Raw genomic sequence first — 19,904 nt, 5'->3', positions numbered from 1 at the left:
CGGCCCCCCGGGTGGGCGCTCGCGGGGCACCGCGCGGGGGGCGTTTCGGGCCCCCCTGCGGGGGGGGGTGCTGGGTTTGCCCCCCCCCCCCCCCCCCGCGCGCGCCCCCCCCGGGGGGGGGGGCCCCCACGGCTCTTCAGAACCTAGGCGTCAGCCGTTGCGCTTCCAGCGCGGCTTGTCGTCACGGCGGCCGAAGGACGAGCCCGAGCCGGAGCCGGCGCGGTCGTCACGACGGCCGTAGGGGCGGTGGCCGCCGGTGGAGGGGCGGTCGCCCTGGCGGTCGCGGTTGAACGGACGGTCGCTGCCCCGGTGGCCGGCGGAGGGACGGTCGTCGCGGCGGAAGCCACCGCCACGGTTGTCGTCACGACGCTCGAAAGAACGGCCGCCACGGTCGTCGCGGTTGAAGCCGCCACGGTCGCCGCCCCGGTCGTCACGGCGGAAGCCGCCACGGTCGCCGCCTCGGTCGCCACCGCGGTCGTCACGACGCTCGAAGGAACGGCCGCCACGGTCGCCACCGCGGTCCCCGTCACGACGGTCGTCGCGGCGGAAGCCACCCTTGTCGCCGCCGCGGTCGTCACGGCGGAAGCCGCCACCACGGTTGTCGTCACGACGCTCGAAAGAACGGCCACCACGGTCGCCACCGCGGTCGTCGCGACGCTCGAAGGAGCGGCCGCCACGGTCGTTGTCCCGGCGGAAGCCACCCTTGTCGCCACCACGGTCGTCGCGACGGAAGCCGCCCTTGTCGCCACCGCGGTCGTCACGGCGGAAGCCGCCCTTGTCGCCACCACGGTTGTCACGACGCTCGAAGTTGCCCCGGTCGTCGCGGCGCTGACGCGGCTGGTCCGAGTACGAACGCTCCGCACGCTCGGCGCGCTGCGCCTCCTCGGCGGCGGCAGCCGCCTTGGCGACCTGCTCGGCGGCGGCCTCCTGCGCGGCGGTGACCGCGGCGGCCACGCCCTCCTCGTCCTCGCCACGGTCACGGGCGGCGCGGGCGGTGAGGCGGTCGGCCTGCTCGCGCAGCTCGGCGGCGCGACGGGTCGCGCGCTCCAGCTGCTTGGTCAGGTCGGTGACCTCGCGCTCGGCCTGCTGCGCGGCGTTGCCCGCGGACTCGGCCTCGACCTCGGTCATGGAGCGGGCGCCGGTGATCTCGGCGACCTCCGGGTCGAACGCGGCGCCGCCCTGGATGATGTGACGCCCGGCGTCGACGCCCGCGTCCTCCATGAGGCGGAAGATCTGGCGGCGCTGGTGCGGCAGCGACAGGGAGACGACCGTGCCGGTGCGGCCGGCACGCGCCGTGCGGCCCGCGCGGTGCAGGTAGTCCTTGTGGTCACCGGCCGGGTCCACGTTCAGGACCAGGTCGATGTCGTCGACGTGGATGCCGCGGGCGGCGACGTCGGTGGCGACGAGGGCGTTGACGTAGCCCTTCTTGAAGTCTTCGAGGACGCGGGTACGGGCGCCCTGCGTCATGCCGCCGTGCAGCGCGTCGGACTTCACACCGGCGTCGCGGAGCTGCTCGGCGATGCGGTCGGCGCCCAGCTGGGTGCGGACGAAGATGATCGTGCGGCCCTTGCGGGAGGCGATGGCCGCGGTGACCGGCGCCTTGTCCTTGGGCTTCACGACGAGGATGTGGTGCGACATCGTCGTGACGTTGCCCTGCGCGCTGTCGACCTCGTGCGAGACCGGGTCGCTCAGGTAGCGCTTGACCAGGGTCTTGATCTCGTTCTCCATGGTGGCGGAGAACAGCATCCGCTGGCCGCCGGCCGGGACCTGGTCGAGCAGCTCGGTGACCTCGGGCATGAAGCCCAGGTCGGACATCTGGTCGGCCTCGTCGAGGACGGCGACCTCGATGTTCTCCAGGGAGCAGGCGCCGCGGTTGATGATGTCGCGCAGGCGGCCCGGGGTGGCGACGAGGATGTCGACGCCGCGCTCCAGGGCGTAGATCTGGTTGCCCATCGACGTACCGCCGCAGACGACCTTCATCTTCAGGCCGACCTGGTCGCCGTACGGCTGCAGCGCGTCCGCGACCTGCATCGCGAGCTCACGGGTCGGGGTGAGGATGACGGCGCGCGGCTTGTGCTTCTCGCTGCGGGCGCCGGCCAGGCGGGCCATCGTCGGCAGACCGAAGGAGAGGGTCTTGCCGGAGCCGGTGCGGCCACGGCCGAGGATGTCCTTGCCGGCCAGGGCGTCCGGGATGGTCGCGGCCTGGATCGGGAACGGAGTGGTCACACCGTTCTGCGCGAGCTTGCGGACGACGGGCTCGGGGAGACCGAGGTCGGCGAAGGTGAGGGTGGGCTCGTCGTTCTCGATGATGTCGACCGTGTCGGTGTCGATGTCGACGGTGGTCTCGACGTCGACGGTGGTGGTGTCGATGTCGTTCTCGACGGCCTGGTCGACGGTGTTCTCAGTGGAAATTGACATGCGAAATGCGAAACCTTCCGGAGTCTCGGCACGCGCCCGCAACTCCGTGTATTCGCAGTTCAGCAAATCGACCGCCTCAATGCGGTCCAGCCACGGCAAGGGAGAGTACGCGCCACGCGGCGCTCTCTTTAACGGCGCCGGGCAAATGGGATCAAACGATCTACCACCATACGCACCCCCCACCCCCGGAGGCAAACCCGATCCTTGAGACCCCGCTCACACGACCCGCGCTCGACCAGCGGTGGAGGCCACCGCCCCGCTGCGCCACCGCCCCGCTACGCCGGGGACCCGGCCTGCGGGCGCGGTTCACTGGCCCGCTCCGACGCGGTCTCCTCGTGCGCCGACGAGGAGGGCTCGGCGGTCGGCGGTGACGACGAGGGCGCGGGGGACGACTTCGTGGGCGAAGGAGTGCTCGTCTCGCTGGGCGGGCTCGGCCGGTGCGAGGGCCGCTCCGACGTGCTGCGGGACGGCGAGGTGGGCGCCGAGGGCGGGGCGGAGGTCTTCGTGGGCGTGGGGGACGCGGACGCGCGCGTGGCCGGGGCATCGGGCGAGGCGGGCCGCCGCGAGGGCACCTCCGAGGCCTTCCCGACCCGCGCGCCCACGTCCGCCCCGCCGTCCGGGGCCTCGGCGCCGCCGTCGGGCGCGGCGCCGGAGCCGCGCTGCGGCGGGGAGTGGGTGGGCGCGCCGCCGCCGTCGGCGCCCACGCTCATGCAGCCGGCGGCCGCGGCGACGGCCACCGTGGTCGCGGCCAACCGGCCGAGGCGGAGCACACTGAGCGACAGGGCGCGTTGCGATACGGACAGCTGGCGCACGGGCGGGCACCTCCGGTGCACGAGACGGGGTCACCATGGGGGGTACCGTCCCCAACTCCTGTCTCCCGTACGAGGACACGCGCCGCGCGAGCACCGCACAAAGCCCCCACAATCAGCGCGGGGGCCTCACCCGCGTCCCACGCGCCTCAGCCGTATCCGAGCGCGTGCAGCCGCGCGTCGTCGATCCCGAAGTGGTGTGCGATCTCGTGCACCACGGTCACCTCGGTCTCCGCGATCACGTCCTCCCTGGACTCGCACATCCGCAGCGTCGGCCCCCGGTAGATGGTGATCCGGTCCGGCAGCACCCCCGCGTACCACTCGCCCCGGTCGGTCAGCGGGGTCCCTTCGTAGAGCCCGAGCAGCTCTGGGCCCTCGGCGGGCGGCTCGTCCTCCACGAACACGGCCACGTTGTCCATGAGTCGGGTCAGCTCGGGCGGGATCCGGTCGAGCGCCTCGGCGACCAGTTCCTCGAACGTCTCGCGCGTCATCTCCAGCACACGGCCATTGTCCGGTACAACCCGCATATCCACCCGTGCACTTGGGCATACGGGAGCAATGGCCCGCTCGCCAGCCGCCGCCATACGTGGAGTCCGCCGCCGCACGCGGGGCGTTCGCGCCGCCCCGTCGGCCCTGCTGCGCCACTACCGCGACCGGCACCCCCACCCGGTCATCGAGCTGGTCCACCCGCCGCACCCCTACGTACGCGCGCTCGGCCTGGTCGCCGTCGTGCTGCTCGGTGCCTGGCTCGGCCTGCTGATCGTCGGCAGCGTGCGGACGCCGGTGGGGCCGATGGACACGAAGATGACGCTGCGCCCCTCTCTCGTGGGCGGTACGAAGATCAACGTGTCGCCGCTCGGCGCCCTTGAGCTGCACTCCCACACGGCGCCGATCCGCCTCGACGTCGACGTGGACCGGCTCGACCCGGTCCGCTCCCAGGCCCTCGTCGACCACCCCGAGCGGTTCTCCGGGCTGCAGGACGAGGTGGCGCGCGACGTCGAGCACGGCACGGTCGACCTGGCCCTGCGCTCCTGCGTGGCGGTGGTCGCGGGCGCCACGACGCTCGGCCTCGTGGTCTACCGCCGCCCGCGCCGCGCCCTGGCCGCGGGCGGTCTGGCGCTCACCCTGCTCGCGGCCTCGGGCGGCACGGCGTACGCGACGTGGAACCCGGAGTCCGTCCTGGAGCCCAAGTTCTCCGGGCTGCTCTCCTCCGCGCCCTCCGTGGTCGGCAGCGCCCGCTCGATCGTGACCGAATTCGACGCGTACCAGAAGGAGTTGGCGCTCCTCGTCACGAACGTCACCAAGCTCTACGACGCGACGTCGACGCTCCCCACGTACCAGCCGGACCCCTCGACGATCCGGGTCCTGCACGTGTCGGACATCCACCTCAACCCGGCGTCGTGGAAGATCATCGCCTCGCTCGTGGAGCAGTACAGGATCTCCGCGATCGTCGACACCGGCGACACGATGGACCACGGCTCGAAGGCGGAGAACGCGTTCCTCGACCCGATCAAGGACCTGAAGGCGCCCTACGTCTGGATCCGCGGCAACCACGACTCGAAGAACGCGACGCAGAAGTACCTCTCCGACCGGAAGCGCTTCAAGAACGTCCGCGTCCTCGACGACGGGAAAGCCGTCACGGTCGCGGGCCTGCGCTTCGCCGGGATGGGCGACCCGCAGTACACCCCGGACCGCGCCGTGAAGGCGCAGGGCGATCCGGCCGAGCGCCTGTCGGGCGTCCGGCTCGCCTCGGCGCTGCGCGACCAGCGGGCGGCGGGCACCCCGGTCGACATCGCGCTCGCCCATGAGCCGGCCGCGGCCCGTGAGGTGGACGGCGAGGTGCCGCTCGTCCTGGCGGGCCACATCCACCACCAGGAGATGGAGCTGCTCCCGCTCGGCACCCGGCTGCGCGTCGAGGGCTCCACCGGCGGCAGCGGCCTGCGCGCGGTCGACAACGAGAACGGCCACCCCGATCCGGTGGAGGCGTCCGTCCTCTATCTGGACCGCACGAGCAAGCGTCTACAGGCCTGGGACGAGATCCGGCTGGGCGGTCTGGGCCTGACGAAGGCCGAGGTCAGCCGCCATCTGCCGCAGGAGAACCAGCCCGGCGCGACCCCCTCGCCGAGCCCTGGGGAGAGCTCCCCGTAAACCGTTTTGGCGATAGCTCCCTGCATCCCATATGCTTCTCACGTCCCCGACGCGCTGCAAGGCGCACAGGCGGGCCGATAGCCCTCATCGTCTAGCGGCCTAGGACGCCGCCCTTTCAAGGCGGTAGCACGGGTTCGAATCCCGTTGGGGGCACGTAAGTCCGTGTGCGACACTGTTGCACGCAACAGCATGGTCCTGTGGAGCAGTTTGGAGTGCTCGCCACCCTGTCAAGGTGGAGGCCGCGGGTTCAAATCCCGTCAGGACCGCTTGCAGTTCGCTTCGGTGAACTGCGTGGCTGGGTAGCTCAGTTGGTACGAGCGATCGCCTGAAAAGCGATAGGTCGCCGGTTCGATCCCGGCCCCAGCCACAGGAACTAGGCCCCGTCTTCGGACGGGGCCTATTGCGTTTCCCGGCTTGTGTCCTCCGTGTCCTCCCTGTTCAGCCCGGTCAGACCGGTGCCGCGTGCAGCGGCCCCGTCCCCCGGCCGCCCGGGTGGCGATGGCGCCAGAACCAGAAGAGGGCGCAGGAGACCAGGGACCAGCCGGCAAGTACCAGGATCGGGAAGGCGTGCTGGTTGCCCTGGAAGTAGACCGCCGTGTGCTGGGCGTTGTACGAGGCTCCCGGTGGCAGCCACTGGCCGAGGCGGCCGATGACCGTGGGGAGCAGCGGGGGCGCGACCGCGCCGCCGGACGCCGGGTTGCCGAGCAGGACCAGCAGGCCCCAGGTCGGGATCATCGCCCAGCGGTGGAAGAACGTGTTGAACATCGTGAAGACCATGCCGCAGGTGAACATCGTCAGCGCGAGGATCAGCCAGGACTCGACGAAGGGCAGATCCACCGCGCCGAGTCCCCAGTCCGCGACCGCCGCCACCGCGAACCCGCCGAGCAGTGCGTAGGCGATGGTGAAGGCGATCCGCTCGGCCGGGTTGAGGCCGCGCGCGTGCACGCTGAGCTGGATCGCGCCGACGAAGCCGATGATCACCGCGGCGAGCGTGATGTAGAAGATCGTGAGGCCGCGCGGGTCGCCGCCCTGCAGCGGGTTCTGGTCCTTCACCGTCACCGGGATGCCGGTCGCCTTGCTGACCGGGGCCGCCGCCTCGGTGAAGACCTGGGCGACGGTGACCCCGGAGGCGCCGGAGACGTCGAGGTGGACGCGCGAGCCGCCGCCCCGTACGTCGAGGACGGCGTAGATCTTCTGGGCGTCGAGGGCGTCGCGGGCCGCTGCCCGGGAGGCGTAGGGCTTCAGGTCCAGCTGCGCGTCGAGCGCCTTCTCCATCGCGCCGAGGAACTTCCGGCCCTGGGCCTGGTCGTACGCGCCGGTGACCCCGGTGGGGATGTTGTGCGGCGTCGGGTTCGCCATGGAGTAGGTGTACGAGCCGGCGAACAGGGCCGCCGCCGCGGACAGGATCAGCACGAGCACGCACGCCGGGAAGAAGGGCGAGCCCTTGAACCCGGCCCAGCGCTCGGACCCGCTCAGCGGGCGCCCGTGCTCGCCGTGCGGCGGGTGTGCCTTCTCCTGCGCCTTCTCCGGTTCCGGCTCTTGGGGCAAGTGCGACATATCCGCACGTTAAGCCACGCGTCGGCGCTCTACATCCGGACGCGGGCCCCCGCCGCCCCGGCGCACCGCCCGCAAAACCGGTCGCCACGCATTTCCCCGAGGTGAGATCCTTGGGGTCGTATGTCTACGCAGCCTGCCCCCGCCGCCGATCAGTTCGCCGCCGTAGCGCGGCGGATCTCCGAGCTGTCCCTGCGCGATGCGCACCGTCTCGGGCGCAGGCTCGAAGGCGCCCGCAAGATCCGTAAGCCGGAGGCCCGCGCCGCCGTCGTCACGGAGATCGACGCGGAGGCCGAGAAGGCCGCCGCCCGCACGGACACCCGTCGCGAGCGCCGCGCGGCCCTCGACGTCACGTATCCCGAGCAGCTCCCGGTCAGCCAGAAGAAGGACGAGATCGCCGAGGCGATCCGCGACCACCAGGTCGTGATCGTCGCCGGTGAGACCGGATCGGGAAAGACCACCCAGATCCCCAAGATCTGTCTCGAACTCGGCCGTGGTGTGCGCGGCATGATCGGGCACACCCAGCCGCGCCGCATCGCCGCCCGCACGGTCGCCGAGCGCGTCGCCGACGAACTGCACACACCGCTGGGCGAGGCCGTCGGCTGGAAGGTCCGGTTCACGGACCAGGTCGACCAGGACGGCACGTTCGTCAAGCTGATGACGGACGGCATCCTGCTCGCCGAGATCCAGACGGACCGCGAGCTGCGCGCGTACGACACGATCATCATCGACGAGGCCCACGAGCGGTCCCTGAACATCGACTTCCTCCTTGGCTACCTGGCGCAGCTGTTGCCGAAGCGCCCGGACCTCAAGGTCGTCATCACCTCCGCGACCATCGACCCCGAGCGCTTCTCGCGGCACTTCGGGGACGCCCCGATCGTCGAGGTCAGCGGCCGTACGTACCCGGTGGAGGTGCGGTACCGCCCGCTCCTCGAAGAGGCCGGCGACGATGCCGACCGCGACCAGATCACCGCGATCACGGACGCCGTCGACGAGCTGCGGAAGGAAGGGCCGGGCGACGTTCTGGTCTTCCTCTCCGGAGAGCGCGAGATCCGTGACACGGCGGACGCGCTGGAGAAGAAGTACGCCCGCGCCGGGGGCGCCGTCGTCCACAACACCGAGGTGCTGCCGCTGTACGCGCGGCTCTCGCACGCCGAGCAGAACCGCGTGTTCCAGCGCCATACGGGCCGCCGCATCGTCCTCGCCACGAACGTCGCGGAGACCTCGCTGACGGTCCCCGGCATCAAGTACGTGATCGACCCGGGCACGGCCCGCATCTCGCGCTATTCGCACCGTACGAAGGTGCAGCGGCTGCCCATCGAGCCGGTCAGCCAGGCCAGCGCCAACCAGCGCAAGGGCCGCTGCGGCCGTACGTCCGACGGCATCTGCATCCGGCTCTACTCCGAGGACGACTTCCTCTCCCGACCCGAGTTCACGGACGCGGAGATCCTCCGTACGAACCTGGCCTCGGTCATCCTCCAGATGACGGCGGCGGGGCTCGGCGACATCGAGAAGTTCCCGTTCATCGACCCGCCGGACCACCGCAACATCCGCGACGGCGTCCAACTCCTCCAGGAACTGGGCGCGTTGAACGCGGCGGAGAAGGACGCCCGCAAGCGGCTCACGGACCAGGGCCGCAAGCTCGCCCAGCTCCCCGTCGACCCGCGTCTCGCCCGCATGGTCCTGGAGGCCGACAAGAACGGCTGCGTGCGCGAGGTCATGGTGATCGCCGCGGCACTCTCCATCCAGGACCCGCGCGAGCGCCCCTCCGACAAGCAGGCGCAGGCCGACCAGCAGCACGCCCGCTTCAAGGACGAGACGAGCGACTTCCTCGCCTTCCTCAACCTCTGGCGTTACGTACGGGAACAACAGAAGGAACTCGGCTCCTCCGCCTTCCGCCGGATGTGCAAGCGCGAGTTCCTGAACTTCCTGCGCATCCGCGAGTGGCAGGACATCTACACACAGCTGCGTACGGTCGCGAAGCAGATGGGCATCCATCTGGGCGACGCCGACACCCCCGCCGCAGACGACTCCATTCACCTCTCCCTCCTGTCCGGTTTGCTCTCGCACATCGGCATGAAGGACGTGAAAGAGACCAAGGAGTCCACGCAGAAGGACCCCAAGCAGGCGGGCCGCGACCGCGGGCGCAATGAGTACATCGGCGCCCGCAACGCGAAGTTCGCGATCTTCCCCGGCTCGGCCCTGTTCAAGAAGCCCCCGCGGTTCGTGATGTCGGCGGAGCTCGTCGAGACCAGCCGCCTCTGGGCCCGCGTCAACGCGAAGATCGAACCCGAGTGGGTCGAGCCGCTCGCCGAGCACCTCCTCAAGCGCACGTACAGCGAGCCGCACTGGGAGAAGGACCAGGCGGCCGTGATGGCGTACGAGAAGGTCACGCTGTACGGCGTCCCGCTCGTCGCCCAGCGCAAGGTGAACTACGGGCGGATCGACGCCGAGGTCAGCCGCGAGCTGTTCATCCGCAACGCGCTGGTCGAGGGCGACTGGCGCACGCACCACAAGTTCTTCGCCGACAACCGCCGACTCCTCACCGAGGTCGAGGAGTTGGAGCACCGGGCGCGCCGCCGCGACATCGTCGTGGACGACGACACCCTCTTCGACTTCTACGAGCAGCGGGTTCCGGAACACGTCGTGTCCGGCGCCCACTTCGACTCCTGGTGGAAGCAGAAGCAGCGTGAGGAGCCCGAACTCCTCGACTTCGAGCGCTCGATGCTGATCCGCGAGTCGGCGGAGGCGGTCACCAAGGACGACTACCCGGACAGCTGGCGCCAGGGCGGGCTCAAGTTCCGGGTGACGTACCAGTTCGAGCCGGGGGCGGACGCGGACGGCGTGACCGTCCACATCCCGCTCCAGGTGCTCAACCAGGTCACCGACGAGGGCTTCGACTGGCAGATCCCCGGTCTGCGCCAGGACGTGGTCGTCGAGCTGATCCGCTCGCTGCCGAAGCCGATCCGCCGGAACTACGTTCCGGCGCCGAACTTCGCGAAGGAGTTCCTGGACCGGGCGGTGCCCCTCCAGGAGCCGCTGCCGACGACGCTCGCCCGCGAACTCCAGCGGATGGTCGGCGTCCCGGTCAGCGCGGACGACTTCGATCTGACCCGCGTACCGGACCACCTGAAGATCACCTTCCGGATCGTCGACGAGCGGCGCCGCAAGCTCGCCGAGGACAAGGACCTGGAGGCGCTCAAGCTCAAGCTGAAGCCGAAGGCCCGGCAGGCGATCTCGCAGGCGGCCAAGGCCACCGCCGAGCGCTCCGGCGGCCCGTCCGTGGAGCAGAAGGGCCTCACCGACTGGAGCGTCGGCACGCTCTCGAAGGTGTTCGAGACCCGCCGAGCCGGCCAGCCGGTGAAGGCGTTCCCGGCCCTGGTCGACGACGGCGACACCGTTTCGGTCCGCCTCTTCGACAGCGAGGCCGAGCAGACACAGGCGATGTGGAAGGGCACGCGCCGACTGATCCTGCGCAACATCCCGGTGAACCCGGGCAAGTTCGCCTCGGACAAGCTGAGCAACGCGCAGAAGCTCGCCCTGTCCGCGAACCCGCACGGCTCCGTCCAGGCGCTCTTCGACGACTGCGCGATGGCGGCGGCGGACAAGCTCATCGGCGACTTCGGCGGCCCCGCCTGGGACGAGGAGTCGTACCGCAAGCTCTACGACAAGGTCCGCGCGGAGATCGTCGACACCACGGTGAAGGCGGTCGGCCAGGTGCAGCAGGTGCTGACGGCCTGGCAGGCCTGCGAGCGCCGCCTGAAGTCCACGAAGAGCGTGGTGCTGCTGCCCAACCTCCAGGACGTGCGCGCCCAGTTGGACGCCCTGGTGAAGCCGGGCTTCGTCACGGCCACGGGTCTGCGGCGGCTGTCCGACCTGATGCGCTATCTCGTCGCGGCCGACCGCCGGCTCCAGCAGATGCCGACCAACGTCCAGCGGGACACCACCCGCATGGAGAAGGTCCACGAGATGCGGGACGAGTACCTGTGGCTGCTCGAACAGATGCCGCAGGGACGGCCCGTGCCGCAGGAGGTGCTCGACATCCGCTGGATGATCGAGGAGCTGCGGGTCAGCTATTTCGCCCACGCGCTGGGCACGGCGTACCCCGTCTCGGACAAGCGGATCGTGAAGGCGATCGACGCGCAGGTGCCGTAACCGGCCGACCGCGCACGGTGAGTTCGACCGCACGGCCTGGGCTGCTGTAGAGTCCTGTCTCGCAGCGCAACGCAGACGAAGTCGATATGCGACTCCGCCGCGTGAGCGCAGCGAAGCAAGGTCCTGTGGAGCAGTTTGGAGTGCTCGCCACCCTGTCAAGGTGGAGGCCGCGGGTTCAAATCCCGTCAGGACCGCAGTAAGAGAGAACCCCCGCACCGTTCGGTGCGGGGGTTCTTTCGTTGCGGTTGCGGGGCTCCGCCCCGGACCCCGCGGGCTCACGTCGAAAGTGCGGGGCTCGAGTGCCTACAGAGTGGCGCCAGGAAGGCTCCTATAGCGCCACAGGAGCGTCCGTGAGGGCGATGGGGCCGAAAGGCCCTCGAAGGGGTGACCAAAGACGGCCCTGCACACCCTCAACTGGTGGCAGCCTGGGGAGAGTCGACGACGCGGGGCAGGAGCGCACACCGACGCCGGAGCCCATTAGCGCAAGGGCGTCACCTGCAACAAGCGACGGGGCGTGTGACGGGTGTCACCGAACTTGTTTTGGAAACACCGTTTCTTACCCCCTTCCTACAACGGCTCAATTTAATATGTGCAATTGCACCACCCCGACAGGTGGCCACAGAGGCACACACGAACCCCCACCGGGGGCCGGCCCGCGCGCACAAAAAAGATCGCGCTGGACCCGGCGGAGTCCAGCGCGATCGAACGACGCATGCATGAGGCTGTTGAGATGACGCCTCGGCGCTCTTCATAAGAAGGAGTCCTGTTGGGGCAGGACCCGCGTCGGGTGGAGCTATGGGGTGGAGCTAGGGGTGGGCATCCAGCGGGTTGGGGGACCCGGAACACCCGGTTTTGCTGCGTTGTGCGGTGCCTCAGGCCTCGCTGCGCTGCTGCGGGATACCCGCAAGCAGTGCGCGGACCTCGGCCTCGCGGTAGCGGCGGTGTCCGCCGAGCGTGCGGATCGACGTGAGCTTGCCAGCCTTCGCCCAGCGCGTGACCGTCTTGGGGTCGACGCGGAACATAGTGGCGACCTCAGCCGGGGTCAGCAGCGGCTCGGCATCAGGGGTGCGAGCGGTCATGAGCGGCCTCCTCGGAGAACCGATCGTTCTCGGTTCATTCCTCTAAATTCTGCACCTTGACCCGCGTTGCCCGAAATGGCGGACGCGAGTCGAGTCGGTTATAGGACGAACGGCTTGTCCTCGGCACTACAACTACACCATCCGTCCAGCCACGTCGGCCAAACCGATGGAATTGCCCTCCCAGGTGTTCATCAGCGACGGAAGCCGATGGACCATGCCATAGCGGACAGTCACGCCACAGTGACGATCAGTCACAGAGCGATCAGGAGCCATCAGATCCCCCACCGGCAGTGCAATGCCGAGTAATCCGTCCATGGTTGGACTTAGTTGGACGGAAGGAGCCCTCCCCGGACTCCTTGTCCTATTTTGGCACGAGGAGGGGTGATGGGCGCAAGGTCCCCGTAAGTGCTATCCATCACGCTTGAGGCAAAAGCCCGGATCGGGACGTAGGTCCCGAAGGCCGGTGTGAGCGGCCTCACTTGGGGACTCAGTTCGCGAACTCCCGGTCCCGCGCCGACCTCCAGCGTTCCACAAGCCTCGCGTACGCCTCTCCCGCGCCGTCCTCATCACCGACGCGCAGCGCCTCGATGCCCTCGGCCACATCCGCCGCCGAGTGGTCCTCCTCCAGGAAGTCCTGAGGCAGGGCGTGCACGAGCCCGCCGTAGTCGAGCTCGACGTGCGAACGGGGGTGGAACTCCTCGAGCCAGCGCCCCACATCTACCAGGCCGTCGATCAAGGGACCTTCCTCGATCGAGTCCTTCAGCGCCTTCAGGCCCCGCGCGACCCGGCGCCTGGCCTGCACCATCGGCGTGCGGTAGCGCAGCCGCGGAACGCCGACGCCCTCCGACCCGTCCTCGTCGCTCTTCTGCTCGTACTCGCGCTCGTCGTCCGACACGAGCACGAACCAGTTGATCGGCACCTGCCACGTGGACGTACGGATCCAGGGCCGGGCGTCGGGGTTGCGCTCCAGCCAGCGGTCGTAATCGGCGGCCGACTGCCGGCGCACCACCGGGGGGATCGCCGCGTCCAGGACCGGGGCCGGCAGCTCGCCCGGCAACTCGTCCAGGGCCTGCCAGCCGCGCAGCCTGGTGCGCCAGGGGCAGACGCACACCACCCCGTCGACCACGATCACGAACGCGTCGTCGCTCTCGTGCACCGGCACGGGCACCGGCGGCGTGGGCAACAGATCAGCCAAAGAACGGCGCAATTCATCCTGATAGGAGGGGAGACTCTCGCGTTTCGCGTAGCGCTCCCAATGACCGCGCTCGGGCTGCGGGAACGCTGCGAGGGGCTCGTACACGCGCAGATACGCCGCATACGGGACGGACACCGAGGACACCTTGGGCACGGCTGCTCCCTCCCCCACCCACCGGCTGGAAAACACTGCCCATCGTCCCACTCGGTCACCGGACGGTGACGCGGCGCGAGAGGGTGATCCTCCGCACTGCGGTGATGCCGGGCACATCCACGCTCTAATCTCTTGCTCACACACCACGTCGGACGCCCGCCACCCGCACGGGAATCCACTCAACCGCCGCTATGTACTTGGGAGTCACCACAGTGACCGATCCGACCGGCGATGTCCTGCACACCCTCTTCCACTCGGAGCAAGGGGGGCACGAGCAGGTCGTGCTCTGCCAGGACCGCGCCAGCGGCCTCAAGGCCGTCATCGCCCTCCACAGCACCGCCCTGGGCCCGGCCCTCGGCGGCACGCGCTTCTATCCGTACGCCTCCGAGGAGGAAGCGGTCGCCGACGCGCTGAACCTCGCGCGCGGCATGTCCTACAAGAACGCCATGGCCGGGCTCGACCACGGCGGCGGCAAGGCCGTGATCATCGGCGACCCGCACACGGTGAAGAGCGAGCAGCTGCTGCTCGCCTACGGCCGCTTCGTGGCCTCGCTCGGCGGCCGGTACGTGACCGCGTGCGACGTCGGCACGTACGTCGCCGACATGGACGTCGTGGCGCGCGAGTGCCGCTGGACCACCGGTCGCTCGCCCGAGAACGGCGGCGCGGGCGACTCCTCCGTGCTCACCGCCTTCGGTGTCTTCCAGGGCATGCGGGCAAGCGCCCAGCACCTGTGGGGCGATCCCACGCTGCGCGGCCGCAGGGTCGGCATCGCCGGTGTGGGCAAGGTGGGGCACCACCTCGTCGAGCACCTCCTGGAGGACGGCGCCGAGGTCGTGGTGACCGACGTCCGCGCGGAGTCCGTGCGGCAGATCACCGACCGGCACCCCGAGGTCGCGGTCGCCGCCGACACCGAGGCCCTGATCCGGGTGGAGGGGCTCGACATCTACGCGCCCTGCGCCCTGGGCGGCGCGCTGAACGACGACTCCGTGCCGGTACTGACCGCGAAGGTGGTGTGCGGCGCGGCCAACAACCAGCTCGCGCACCCGGGCGTCGAGAAGGACCTCGCGGACCGCGGGATCCTCTACGCGCCGGACTACGTGGTGAACGCGGGCGGCGTCATCCAGGTCGCCGACGAGCTGCACGGCTTCGACTTCGACCGGTGCAGGGCGAAGGCCGCGAAGATCTTCGACACGACGCTTTCCATCTTTGCTCGCGCGAAGACGGATGGGATTCCGCCGGCCGCGGCGGCCGACCGGATCGCCGAGCAGCGGATGGCCGAGGCCCGCGGACGGGGCTGATGGGAGCCCATGGGTAACGAGCATCACGCCCCTCGGCGGGTCGCTCGTCAGGAAGAGGTTAAAATCGCAGCTGACCAGCGCGGAAGGGGCTCCTGGCTGGTCCTGCGCGCAGGCGCGTCCTGCGGGCGACGTACCGTATGGGCGTGGGCTCAGGTACCGTGGAAGCCCTACGGACCGGTCTCCCTGCGGGGAGTCCGTTCCAGATCATGTACGCGTGTCAAGACTCTGGGGCCATGAAGCCCCATCACCGAGGGGGTCGAGCCATGGGGCGCGGCCGGGCCAAGGCCAAGCAGACGAAGGTCGCCCGCCAGCTGAAGTACAACAGCGGCGGGACCGACCTGTCGCGTCTGGCCAACGAGCTAGGCGCATCCACGTCGGATCCAGTATCGAATCAGCCGCCGAACGGCGAGCCTTTCGAGGATGACGACGAGGAAGACGACCCGTACGCCCGCTACGCGGATACGTACGACGAGGACGAGGACGGGGACGGCGAGTCCGGTCCTTCGTCACAGCGCCGCGGCGCTTGACCTCGTAACACGTCAGCGGCGTCGCAGTCGCTGCACTTCACCCGGTCCGGGGTGGTCACCACGCCGGACCGGGTTTTGTGCTGTCCGTACAAAGGGCGAGGGCGACGAGGGTGCCCCCACGGGGACTACTTCGCGTAGTCCCCGGTGAGCTCGGCGCCCGTGGTGTGCTCGCCGCGCTCGACGATCTCGCCGGCCACCCAGGAGTCCACGCCACGGTCCGCCAGGGTCGCCAGGGCGACCTCCACGGACTCCTGCGGCACGATCGCCATCATGCCGACGCCCATGTTCAGCGTCTTCTCCAGCTCCAGGCGCTCGACCTGACCCTTCTTTCCGACCAGGTCGAAGATCGGGTCCGGGGTCCACGTGGAGCGGTCCACGGTGGCGTGCAGGCCGTCCGGGATCACGCGGGCCAGGTTCGCCGCGAGGCCGCCGCCCGTGATGTGGCTGAAGGCGTGAACCCGCGTGGTGCTGATGAGCGACAGGCAGTCCAGGGAGTAGATCTTCGTCGGCTCCAGGAGCTCCTCGCCGAGCGTGCGGCCGAGTTCCTCGACGTGCTCGCCCAGGTCCATCGCCGCGCGCTCCAGGAGGACGTGGCGGACCAGCGAGTACCCGTTCGAGTGAAGACCGGAGGACGCCATGGCGATCACCGCGTCACCCGTACGGATGCGATCCGGACCCAGCAGGTTGTCGCGCTCCACGACGCCCGTGCCGGCGCCCGCGACGTCGAAGTCGTCCGGGCCGAGCAGACCGGGGTGCTCCGCGGTCTCGCCGCCGACGAGGGCGCAGCCCGCGAGGACACAGCCCTCGGCGATGCCCTTCACGATGCCGGCGACCCGCTCGGGGTGCACCTTGCCCACGCAGATGTAGTCGGTCATGAAGAGCGGCTCGGCGCCGCACACCACGATGTCGTCCATGACCATCGCGACGAGGTCATGGCCGATCGTGTCGTAGACGCCCAGCTGACGGGCGATGTCGACCTTCGTGCCGACGCCGTCGGTGGCCGAGGCGAGCAGCGGTCGCTCGTACTTCTTCAGGGCGGAGGCGTCGAAGAGGCCGGCGAAGCCGCCGAGGCCGCCGAGGACCTCGGGGCGCTGCGTCTTCTTCACCCACTCCTTCATCAGCTCTACGGCGCGGTCGCCGGCTTCGATGTCGACGCCCGCGGAGGCATAGGAAGCTCCGGACGACTGGGTCTCAGACATTGCCTGGGATCTTTCGCTTGGTGAACAGGAGAACGAGGAGGCCTACGGACGACGGATCGCGTCGGACGCGGCCGTGGACGCAGGACCTGCGGCCAGTTCCGTCTCCAGGAGCTGCTTGCCGAGGAGCTCCGGGTCGGGGAGGTCCATCGGGTACTCGCCGTCGAAGCAGGCACGGCAGAGGTTCGGCTTGGCGATGGTGGTCGCCTCGATCATGCCGTCGATGGAGATGTACGAGAGCGAGTCGACCCCGAGCGAGGTGCCGATCTCCTCGACCGTCATGCCGTTGGCGATCAGCTCCGCGCGGGTCGCGAAGTCGATGCCGAAGAAGCAGGGCCACTTGATGGGCGGCGAGGAGATCCGCACGTGGATCTCGGCCGCGCCGGCCTCGCGGAGCATGCGGACCAGGGCGCGCTGGGTGTTGCCGCGCACGATCGAGTCGTCGACGACGACCAGCCGCTTGCCCTTGATGACTTCCTTGAGCGGGTTCAGCTTCAGACGGATGCCGAGCTGGCGGATCGTCTGGGAGGGCTGGATGAACGTGCGCCCGACATAGGCGTTCTTCACCAGACCGTTGCCGAACGGGATGCCGGATGCCTCGGCGTAGCCGACCGCGGCCGGAGTCCCGGATTCCGGGGTGGCTATGACGAGGTCGGCGTCCGCGGGGGCTTCCTTGGCGAGCTTGCGGCCCATCTCCACACGGGAGAGGTACACGTTCCGGCCCGCGATGTCCGTGTCCGGACGGGCCAGGTACACGTACTCGAAGACACAGCCCTTGGGCTTTGCCTCGGCGAATCGGGACGTTCGCAGGCCGTTCTCGTCGATGGCGACGAACTCGCCCGGCTCGATCTCGCGGACGAAGCTGGCGCCGCAGATGTCGAGCGCGGCGCTCTCCGACGCGACGACCCAGCCGCGCTCCAGGCGGCCGAGGACCAGCGGGCGGATGCCCTGCGGGTCACGTCCCGCGTACAGAGTGTTCTCGTCCATGAAGACGAGCGAGAAGGCGCCCTTGACCTGAGGCAGCACCTTGGCGGCGGCCTCTTCCACGGTCAGCGGCTTGCCGTCCTCGTCGACCTGCCCCGCGAGCAGGGCCGTCACCAGGTCGGTGTCGTTGGTGGCCGCGACCTGACTCGCGCGGCCGTTCTCCTTGGGGAGCTCGGCGACCAGCTCGGCGAGGTGCGCCGTGTTGACCAGGTTGCCGTTGTGCCCGAGGGCGATCGAACCGTGCGCGGTGGCGCGGAACGTCGGCTGGGCGTTCTCCCATACGGAGGCCCCGGTGGTCGAGTAGCGGGCGTGACCGACCGCGATATGACCTTGGAGCGAGCCTAGAGAGGTCTCGTCGAAGACCTGGGAGACAAGTCCCATGTCCTTGAAGACGAGGATCTGGGAGCCGTTGCTGACCGCGATTCCCGCGGATTCCTGACCCCGGTGTTGGAGGGCGTAGAGCCCGAAGTAAGTGAGCTTTGCGACCTCTTCACCCGGAGCCCAGACACCGAAGACGCCACAAGCGTCCTGGGGGCCTTTCTCGCCGGGGAGCAGGTCGTGATTGAGTCGACCGTCACCACGTGGCACGTCTTCGAGTGTAGTCGTGATCCCCCGGTGGTCCGAATTGGGGACTGGGGCTACGCGGGTTGACCGGGGTGGATGTGACTCAACTCATCACGCTGTCCGAAGTACGGACCAGTAGTTGACATGTGTACGTCGATCTCGGCAGAGTCGCGGACCATGCAGCCACTCCGTGACCGTGCGGTCACCCTTGTGGAGCGCCGCCACGTCGACCTGGTCCGTGTCGCGAGCGCGATCTGTCTCTGTGCGTGAACTTCCTTCGCCGCTGACGTCCGTCTGACGTCGCTTCTTCATGCATCCGCGCCCTGTTGAGGCGCGTGCTTCGCATGCCGCCTCGGCGGCCATCACCTCGGAGACCCCATGCCTTCGCATGCCTCTCGCCTGTCCCGTCGCGCCCTCGGCGGGGCGGCCGTCGCCACCGTCGCCGCAGCAGGAGTCGGGTCCACGGCCCGGGCCGCCCATGCGGCCGAACCCCGTGAGACGCCCTTCCTGGCTGCCGCCGACCGCAGGTCACGACGGCCCAACATCCTGTTCATCCTGGGTGACGACCTCGGCTGGGCGGACCTCTCCTCGTACGGCGCCCCGCACATCAAGACCCCGAACCTCGACCGCCTGGCCCGCCAGGGCGTCCGGTTCACCGACGCGTACAGCGGCTCCGCCACCTGCTCGCCGACTCGGTTCAGCCTCTACACCGGCCGCTATCCGGGCCGTACGAAGGGCGGGCTCGCGGAGCCGATCGCCGACCGGTCCGTGGGGCTCGACCCGAACCACCCCACGCTCGCCTCGCTGCTGCGCGGCGCCGGCTACGCGACCGCGCTGATCGGCAAGTGGCACTGCGGCTATCTGCCGGATTACTCGCCGACGAAGTCCGGCTGGGACGAGTTCTTCGGGAACTTCGGCGGGGCCCTGGAGTACTACTCGAAGCTGGGCCTCGGCGGCGAGTACGACCTCTACGAGGGCGAGGTGAAGGAGGGCGACGCCGAGTACAAGGACCTGCGGTACTACACACGGATCCTGACCGAGCGGGCGAGCGAGTACGTGCGGCGGGACCACGGTGACCAACCGTGGCTGCTCAACCTCAACTTCACGACCCCGCACTGGCCGTGGATAGCCGACGGGGACGAGGAGGCGAGCGCCGAGGTCGTACGGAAGATCAAGGCGGGCGACAAGCGGGCCCTCTTCCACGACGACGGCGGATCGGTCGAGAAGTACACGGAGATGGTGCAGGACCTGGACCGGTCGATCGGACAGGTCCTGGCGGCCCTGAAGGAGTCCGGGCAGGAGCAGGACACGCTCGTCTTCTTCGCCTCGGACAACGGCGGTGAGCGCTTCTCCTACAACTGGCCGCTGTCCGGCAACAAGTCGTCCCTCCAGGAGGGCGGCATCCGCGTCCCCACCATCGTGCGCTGGCCGGCCCGGATCGGCGGCGGGCAGGTCAGCCACGAGCCGGTGTTCACCCCCGACTGGACGGCGACGCTGTTGGAGATCGGTGGGGCCCGCGCCGACAGGTCGTACCCCCTGGACGGCACCAGCCTCGCGGGCTACCTGCTGCGCGGCGAGGAGTTGACGGAGCGCGAGCTGTTCTGGCGGGTGCGCGGGGAGCGGGCCGTGCGGCGCGGCGACTGGAAGTACTACCGGGGTACCGGCGGCACCGACCAGTTGTTCAACCTGGCGGCCGACCGGCGCGAGCAGGCGGACCGGTCGGCCGACGAGCCGAAGCTGCTGGCCGAGTTGAAGGCGGTGTGGGAGAAGACGGACGGGGAGCTGCTCCCGTATCCGTCCTGAGGTCGTGGGGTCGTGGGGTCG

The 19,904-nt window shown here is 69.6% G+C and carries 14 protein-coding genes and 4 tRNA genes; 10 read left to right on the top strand and 8 right to left on the bottom strand.

Features of this window, described 5'->3' with window-relative positions; translation table 11 throughout:
- Window positions 1-150: 150 nt before the first annotated feature.
- From ACIRHA_RS20685 to ACIRHA_RS20675, 3 genes are all read right to left on the bottom strand, one after another.
- Window positions 151-2,418, bottom strand: coding sequence for a DEAD/DEAH box helicase (locus tag ACIRHA_RS20685; protein WP_403847550.1), 2,268 nt, complete (start codon window positions 2,416-2,418; stop codon window positions 151-153).
- A 275-nt stretch (window positions 2,419-2,693) separates the two neighbouring features.
- A complete protein-coding gene (locus ACIRHA_RS20680; RefSeq protein WP_403847547.1) occupies window positions 2,694-3,230 on the bottom strand; it encodes a hypothetical protein in 537 nt (178 codons plus the stop codon).
- A 146-nt stretch (window positions 3,231-3,376) separates the two neighbouring features.
- Window positions 3,377-3,727 (bottom strand): metallopeptidase family protein, encoded by a 351-nt coding sequence (locus tag ACIRHA_RS20675; protein ID WP_403847545.1) that lies wholly within the window; start codon window positions 3,725-3,727, stop codon window positions 3,377-3,379.
- Window positions 3,728-3,785: 58 nt separating this feature from the next.
- Here ACIRHA_RS20675 and ACIRHA_RS20670 point away from each other — a divergent pair, with 58 nt between their 5' ends.
- From ACIRHA_RS20670 to ACIRHA_RS20655, 4 genes are all read left to right on the top strand, one after another.
- Window positions 3,786-5,375, top strand: a complete 1,590-nt coding sequence (locus ACIRHA_RS20670) for a metallophosphoesterase (RefSeq protein WP_403847543.1) — start codon at window positions 3,786-3,788, stop codon at window positions 5,373-5,375.
- Window positions 5,376-5,455: 80 nt separating this feature from the next.
- Window positions 5,456-5,528 (top strand) — tRNA-Glu (locus ACIRHA_RS20665).
- Between the two features lie 38 nt (window positions 5,529-5,566).
- Window positions 5,567-5,641: transfer RNA gene (locus ACIRHA_RS20660), tRNA-Asp, on the top strand.
- Window positions 5,642-5,668: 27 nt separating this feature from the next.
- Window positions 5,669-5,742: transfer RNA gene (locus tag ACIRHA_RS20655), tRNA-Phe, on the top strand.
- 80 nt (window positions 5,743-5,822) lie between these two features.
- Here the strand turns inward: ACIRHA_RS20655 and ACIRHA_RS20650 are convergent.
- The gene (locus ACIRHA_RS20650; protein ID WP_403847540.1) at window positions 5,823-6,932 is read right to left on the bottom strand and encodes an ABC transporter permease; all 1,110 of its coding nucleotides are present in this window, start codon (window positions 6,930-6,932) and stop codon (window positions 5,823-5,825) included.
- A 120-nt stretch (window positions 6,933-7,052) separates the two neighbouring features.
- On the opposite strand from ACIRHA_RS20650, the gene hrpA reads away from it, so the two are divergent.
- Both hrpA and ACIRHA_RS20640 read left to right on the top strand, forming a co-directional pair.
- Complete coding sequence (gene hrpA, locus ACIRHA_RS20645; RefSeq protein WP_403847537.1) at window positions 7,053-11,084, top strand: ATP-dependent RNA helicase HrpA; 4,032 nt, start codon at window positions 7,053-7,055, stop codon at window positions 11,082-11,084.
- A 119-nt stretch (window positions 11,085-11,203) separates the two neighbouring features.
- Window positions 11,204-11,278, top strand: a tRNA-Asp gene (locus tag ACIRHA_RS20640).
- Between the two features lie 678 nt (window positions 11,279-11,956).
- Here the strand turns inward: ACIRHA_RS20640 and bldC are convergent.
- The gene (gene bldC / locus ACIRHA_RS20635) at window positions 11,957-12,163 is read right to left on the bottom strand and encodes a developmental transcriptional regulator BldC (protein WP_003949541.1); all 207 of its coding nucleotides are present in this window, start codon (window positions 12,161-12,163) and stop codon (window positions 11,957-11,959) included.
- Window positions 12,164-12,650: 487 nt separating this feature from the next.
- Window positions 12,651-13,511, bottom strand: coding sequence for a hypothetical protein (locus ACIRHA_RS20630; protein WP_403847535.1), 861 nt, complete (start codon window positions 13,509-13,511; stop codon window positions 12,651-12,653).
- 212 nt (window positions 13,512-13,723) lie between these two features.
- Here ACIRHA_RS20630 and ACIRHA_RS20625 point away from each other — a divergent pair, with 212 nt between their 5' ends.
- Window positions 13,724-14,809: a Leu/Phe/Val dehydrogenase gene (locus ACIRHA_RS20625; protein WP_403847532.1), complete on the top strand. Its 1,086-nt coding sequence runs from the start codon at window positions 13,724-13,726 to the stop codon at window positions 14,807-14,809.
- A gap of 263 nt (window positions 14,810-15,072) precedes the next feature.
- On the top strand, window positions 15,073-15,336 hold the full coding sequence (locus tag ACIRHA_RS20620; protein ID WP_326020415.1) for a DUF3073 domain-containing protein: 264 nt from the start codon (window positions 15,073-15,075) through the stop codon (window positions 15,334-15,336).
- Window positions 15,337-15,461: 125 nt separating this feature from the next.
- On the opposite strand, the gene purM is transcribed toward ACIRHA_RS20620, so the two are convergent.
- Together purM and purF are read right to left on the bottom strand one after the other, a co-directional pair.
- Window positions 15,462-16,535, bottom strand: coding sequence for a phosphoribosylformylglycinamidine cyclo-ligase (gene purM / locus ACIRHA_RS20615; protein WP_403847529.1), 1,074 nt, complete (start codon window positions 16,533-16,535; stop codon window positions 15,462-15,464).
- 42 nt (window positions 16,536-16,577) lie between these two features.
- Window positions 16,578-18,104, bottom strand: a complete 1,527-nt coding sequence (gene purF / locus ACIRHA_RS20610) for an amidophosphoribosyltransferase (protein WP_403847526.1) — start codon at window positions 18,102-18,104, stop codon at window positions 16,578-16,580.
- A gap of 153 nt (window positions 18,105-18,257) precedes the next feature.
- Between purF and ACIRHA_RS20605 the strand changes: the two genes are divergently transcribed.
- Together ACIRHA_RS20605 and ACIRHA_RS20600 are read left to right on the top strand one after the other, a co-directional pair.
- The gene (locus tag ACIRHA_RS20605; RefSeq protein ID WP_403847523.1) at window positions 18,258-18,350 is read left to right on the top strand and encodes a putative leader peptide; all 93 of its coding nucleotides are present in this window, start codon (window positions 18,258-18,260) and stop codon (window positions 18,348-18,350) included.
- Window positions 18,351-18,458: 108 nt separating this feature from the next.
- Complete coding sequence (locus ACIRHA_RS20600; protein WP_403847520.1) at window positions 18,459-19,883, top strand: sulfatase; 1,425 nt, start codon at window positions 18,459-18,461, stop codon at window positions 19,881-19,883.
- Window positions 19,884-19,904 lie beyond the last annotated feature (21 nt).

It is taken from the genome of Streptomyces sp. NPDC102360, assembly GCF_044766085.1.
Lineage (GTDB): Bacteria > Actinomycetota > Actinomycetes > Streptomycetales > Streptomycetaceae > Streptomyces.
The sequence above is the reverse complement of the archived record's forward strand: the minus strand, read 5'-3'. Positions and strand labels throughout refer to the sequence as shown.

Coding starts and splice junctions, on each gene's coding strand:
- ACIRHA_RS20685 (WP_403847550.1), bottom strand. CDS start 2,418: ATGTCAATTTCCACTGAGAACACCGTCGACCAGGCCGTCGAGAACGAC.
- ACIRHA_RS20670 (WP_403847543.1), top strand. CDS start 3,786: ATGGCCCGCTCGCCAGCCGCCGCCATACGTGGAGTCCGCCGCCGCACG.
- ACIRHA_RS20650 (WP_403847540.1), bottom strand. CDS start 6,932: ATGTCGCACTTGCCCCAAGAGCCGGAACCGGAGAAGGCGCAGGAGAAG.
- hrpA (WP_403847537.1), top strand. CDS start 7,053: ATGTCTACGCAGCCTGCCCCCGCCGCCGATCAGTTCGCCGCCGTAGCG.
- bldC (WP_003949541.1), bottom strand. CDS start 12,163: ATGACCGCTCGCACCCCTGATGCCGAGCCGCTGCTGACCCCGGCTGAG.
- ACIRHA_RS20620 (WP_326020415.1), top strand. CDS start 15,073: ATGGGGCGCGGCCGGGCCAAGGCCAAGCAGACGAAGGTCGCCCGCCAG.
- purM (WP_403847529.1), bottom strand. CDS start 16,535: ATGTCTGAGACCCAGTCGTCCGGAGCTTCCTATGCCTCCGCGGGCGTC.
- ACIRHA_RS20605 (WP_403847523.1), top strand. CDS start 18,258: ATGCAGCCACTCCGTGACCGTGCGGTCACCCTTGTGGAGCGCCGCCAC.
- ACIRHA_RS20600 (WP_403847520.1), top strand. CDS start 18,459: ATGCCTTCGCATGCCTCTCGCCTGTCCCGTCGCGCCCTCGGCGGGGCG.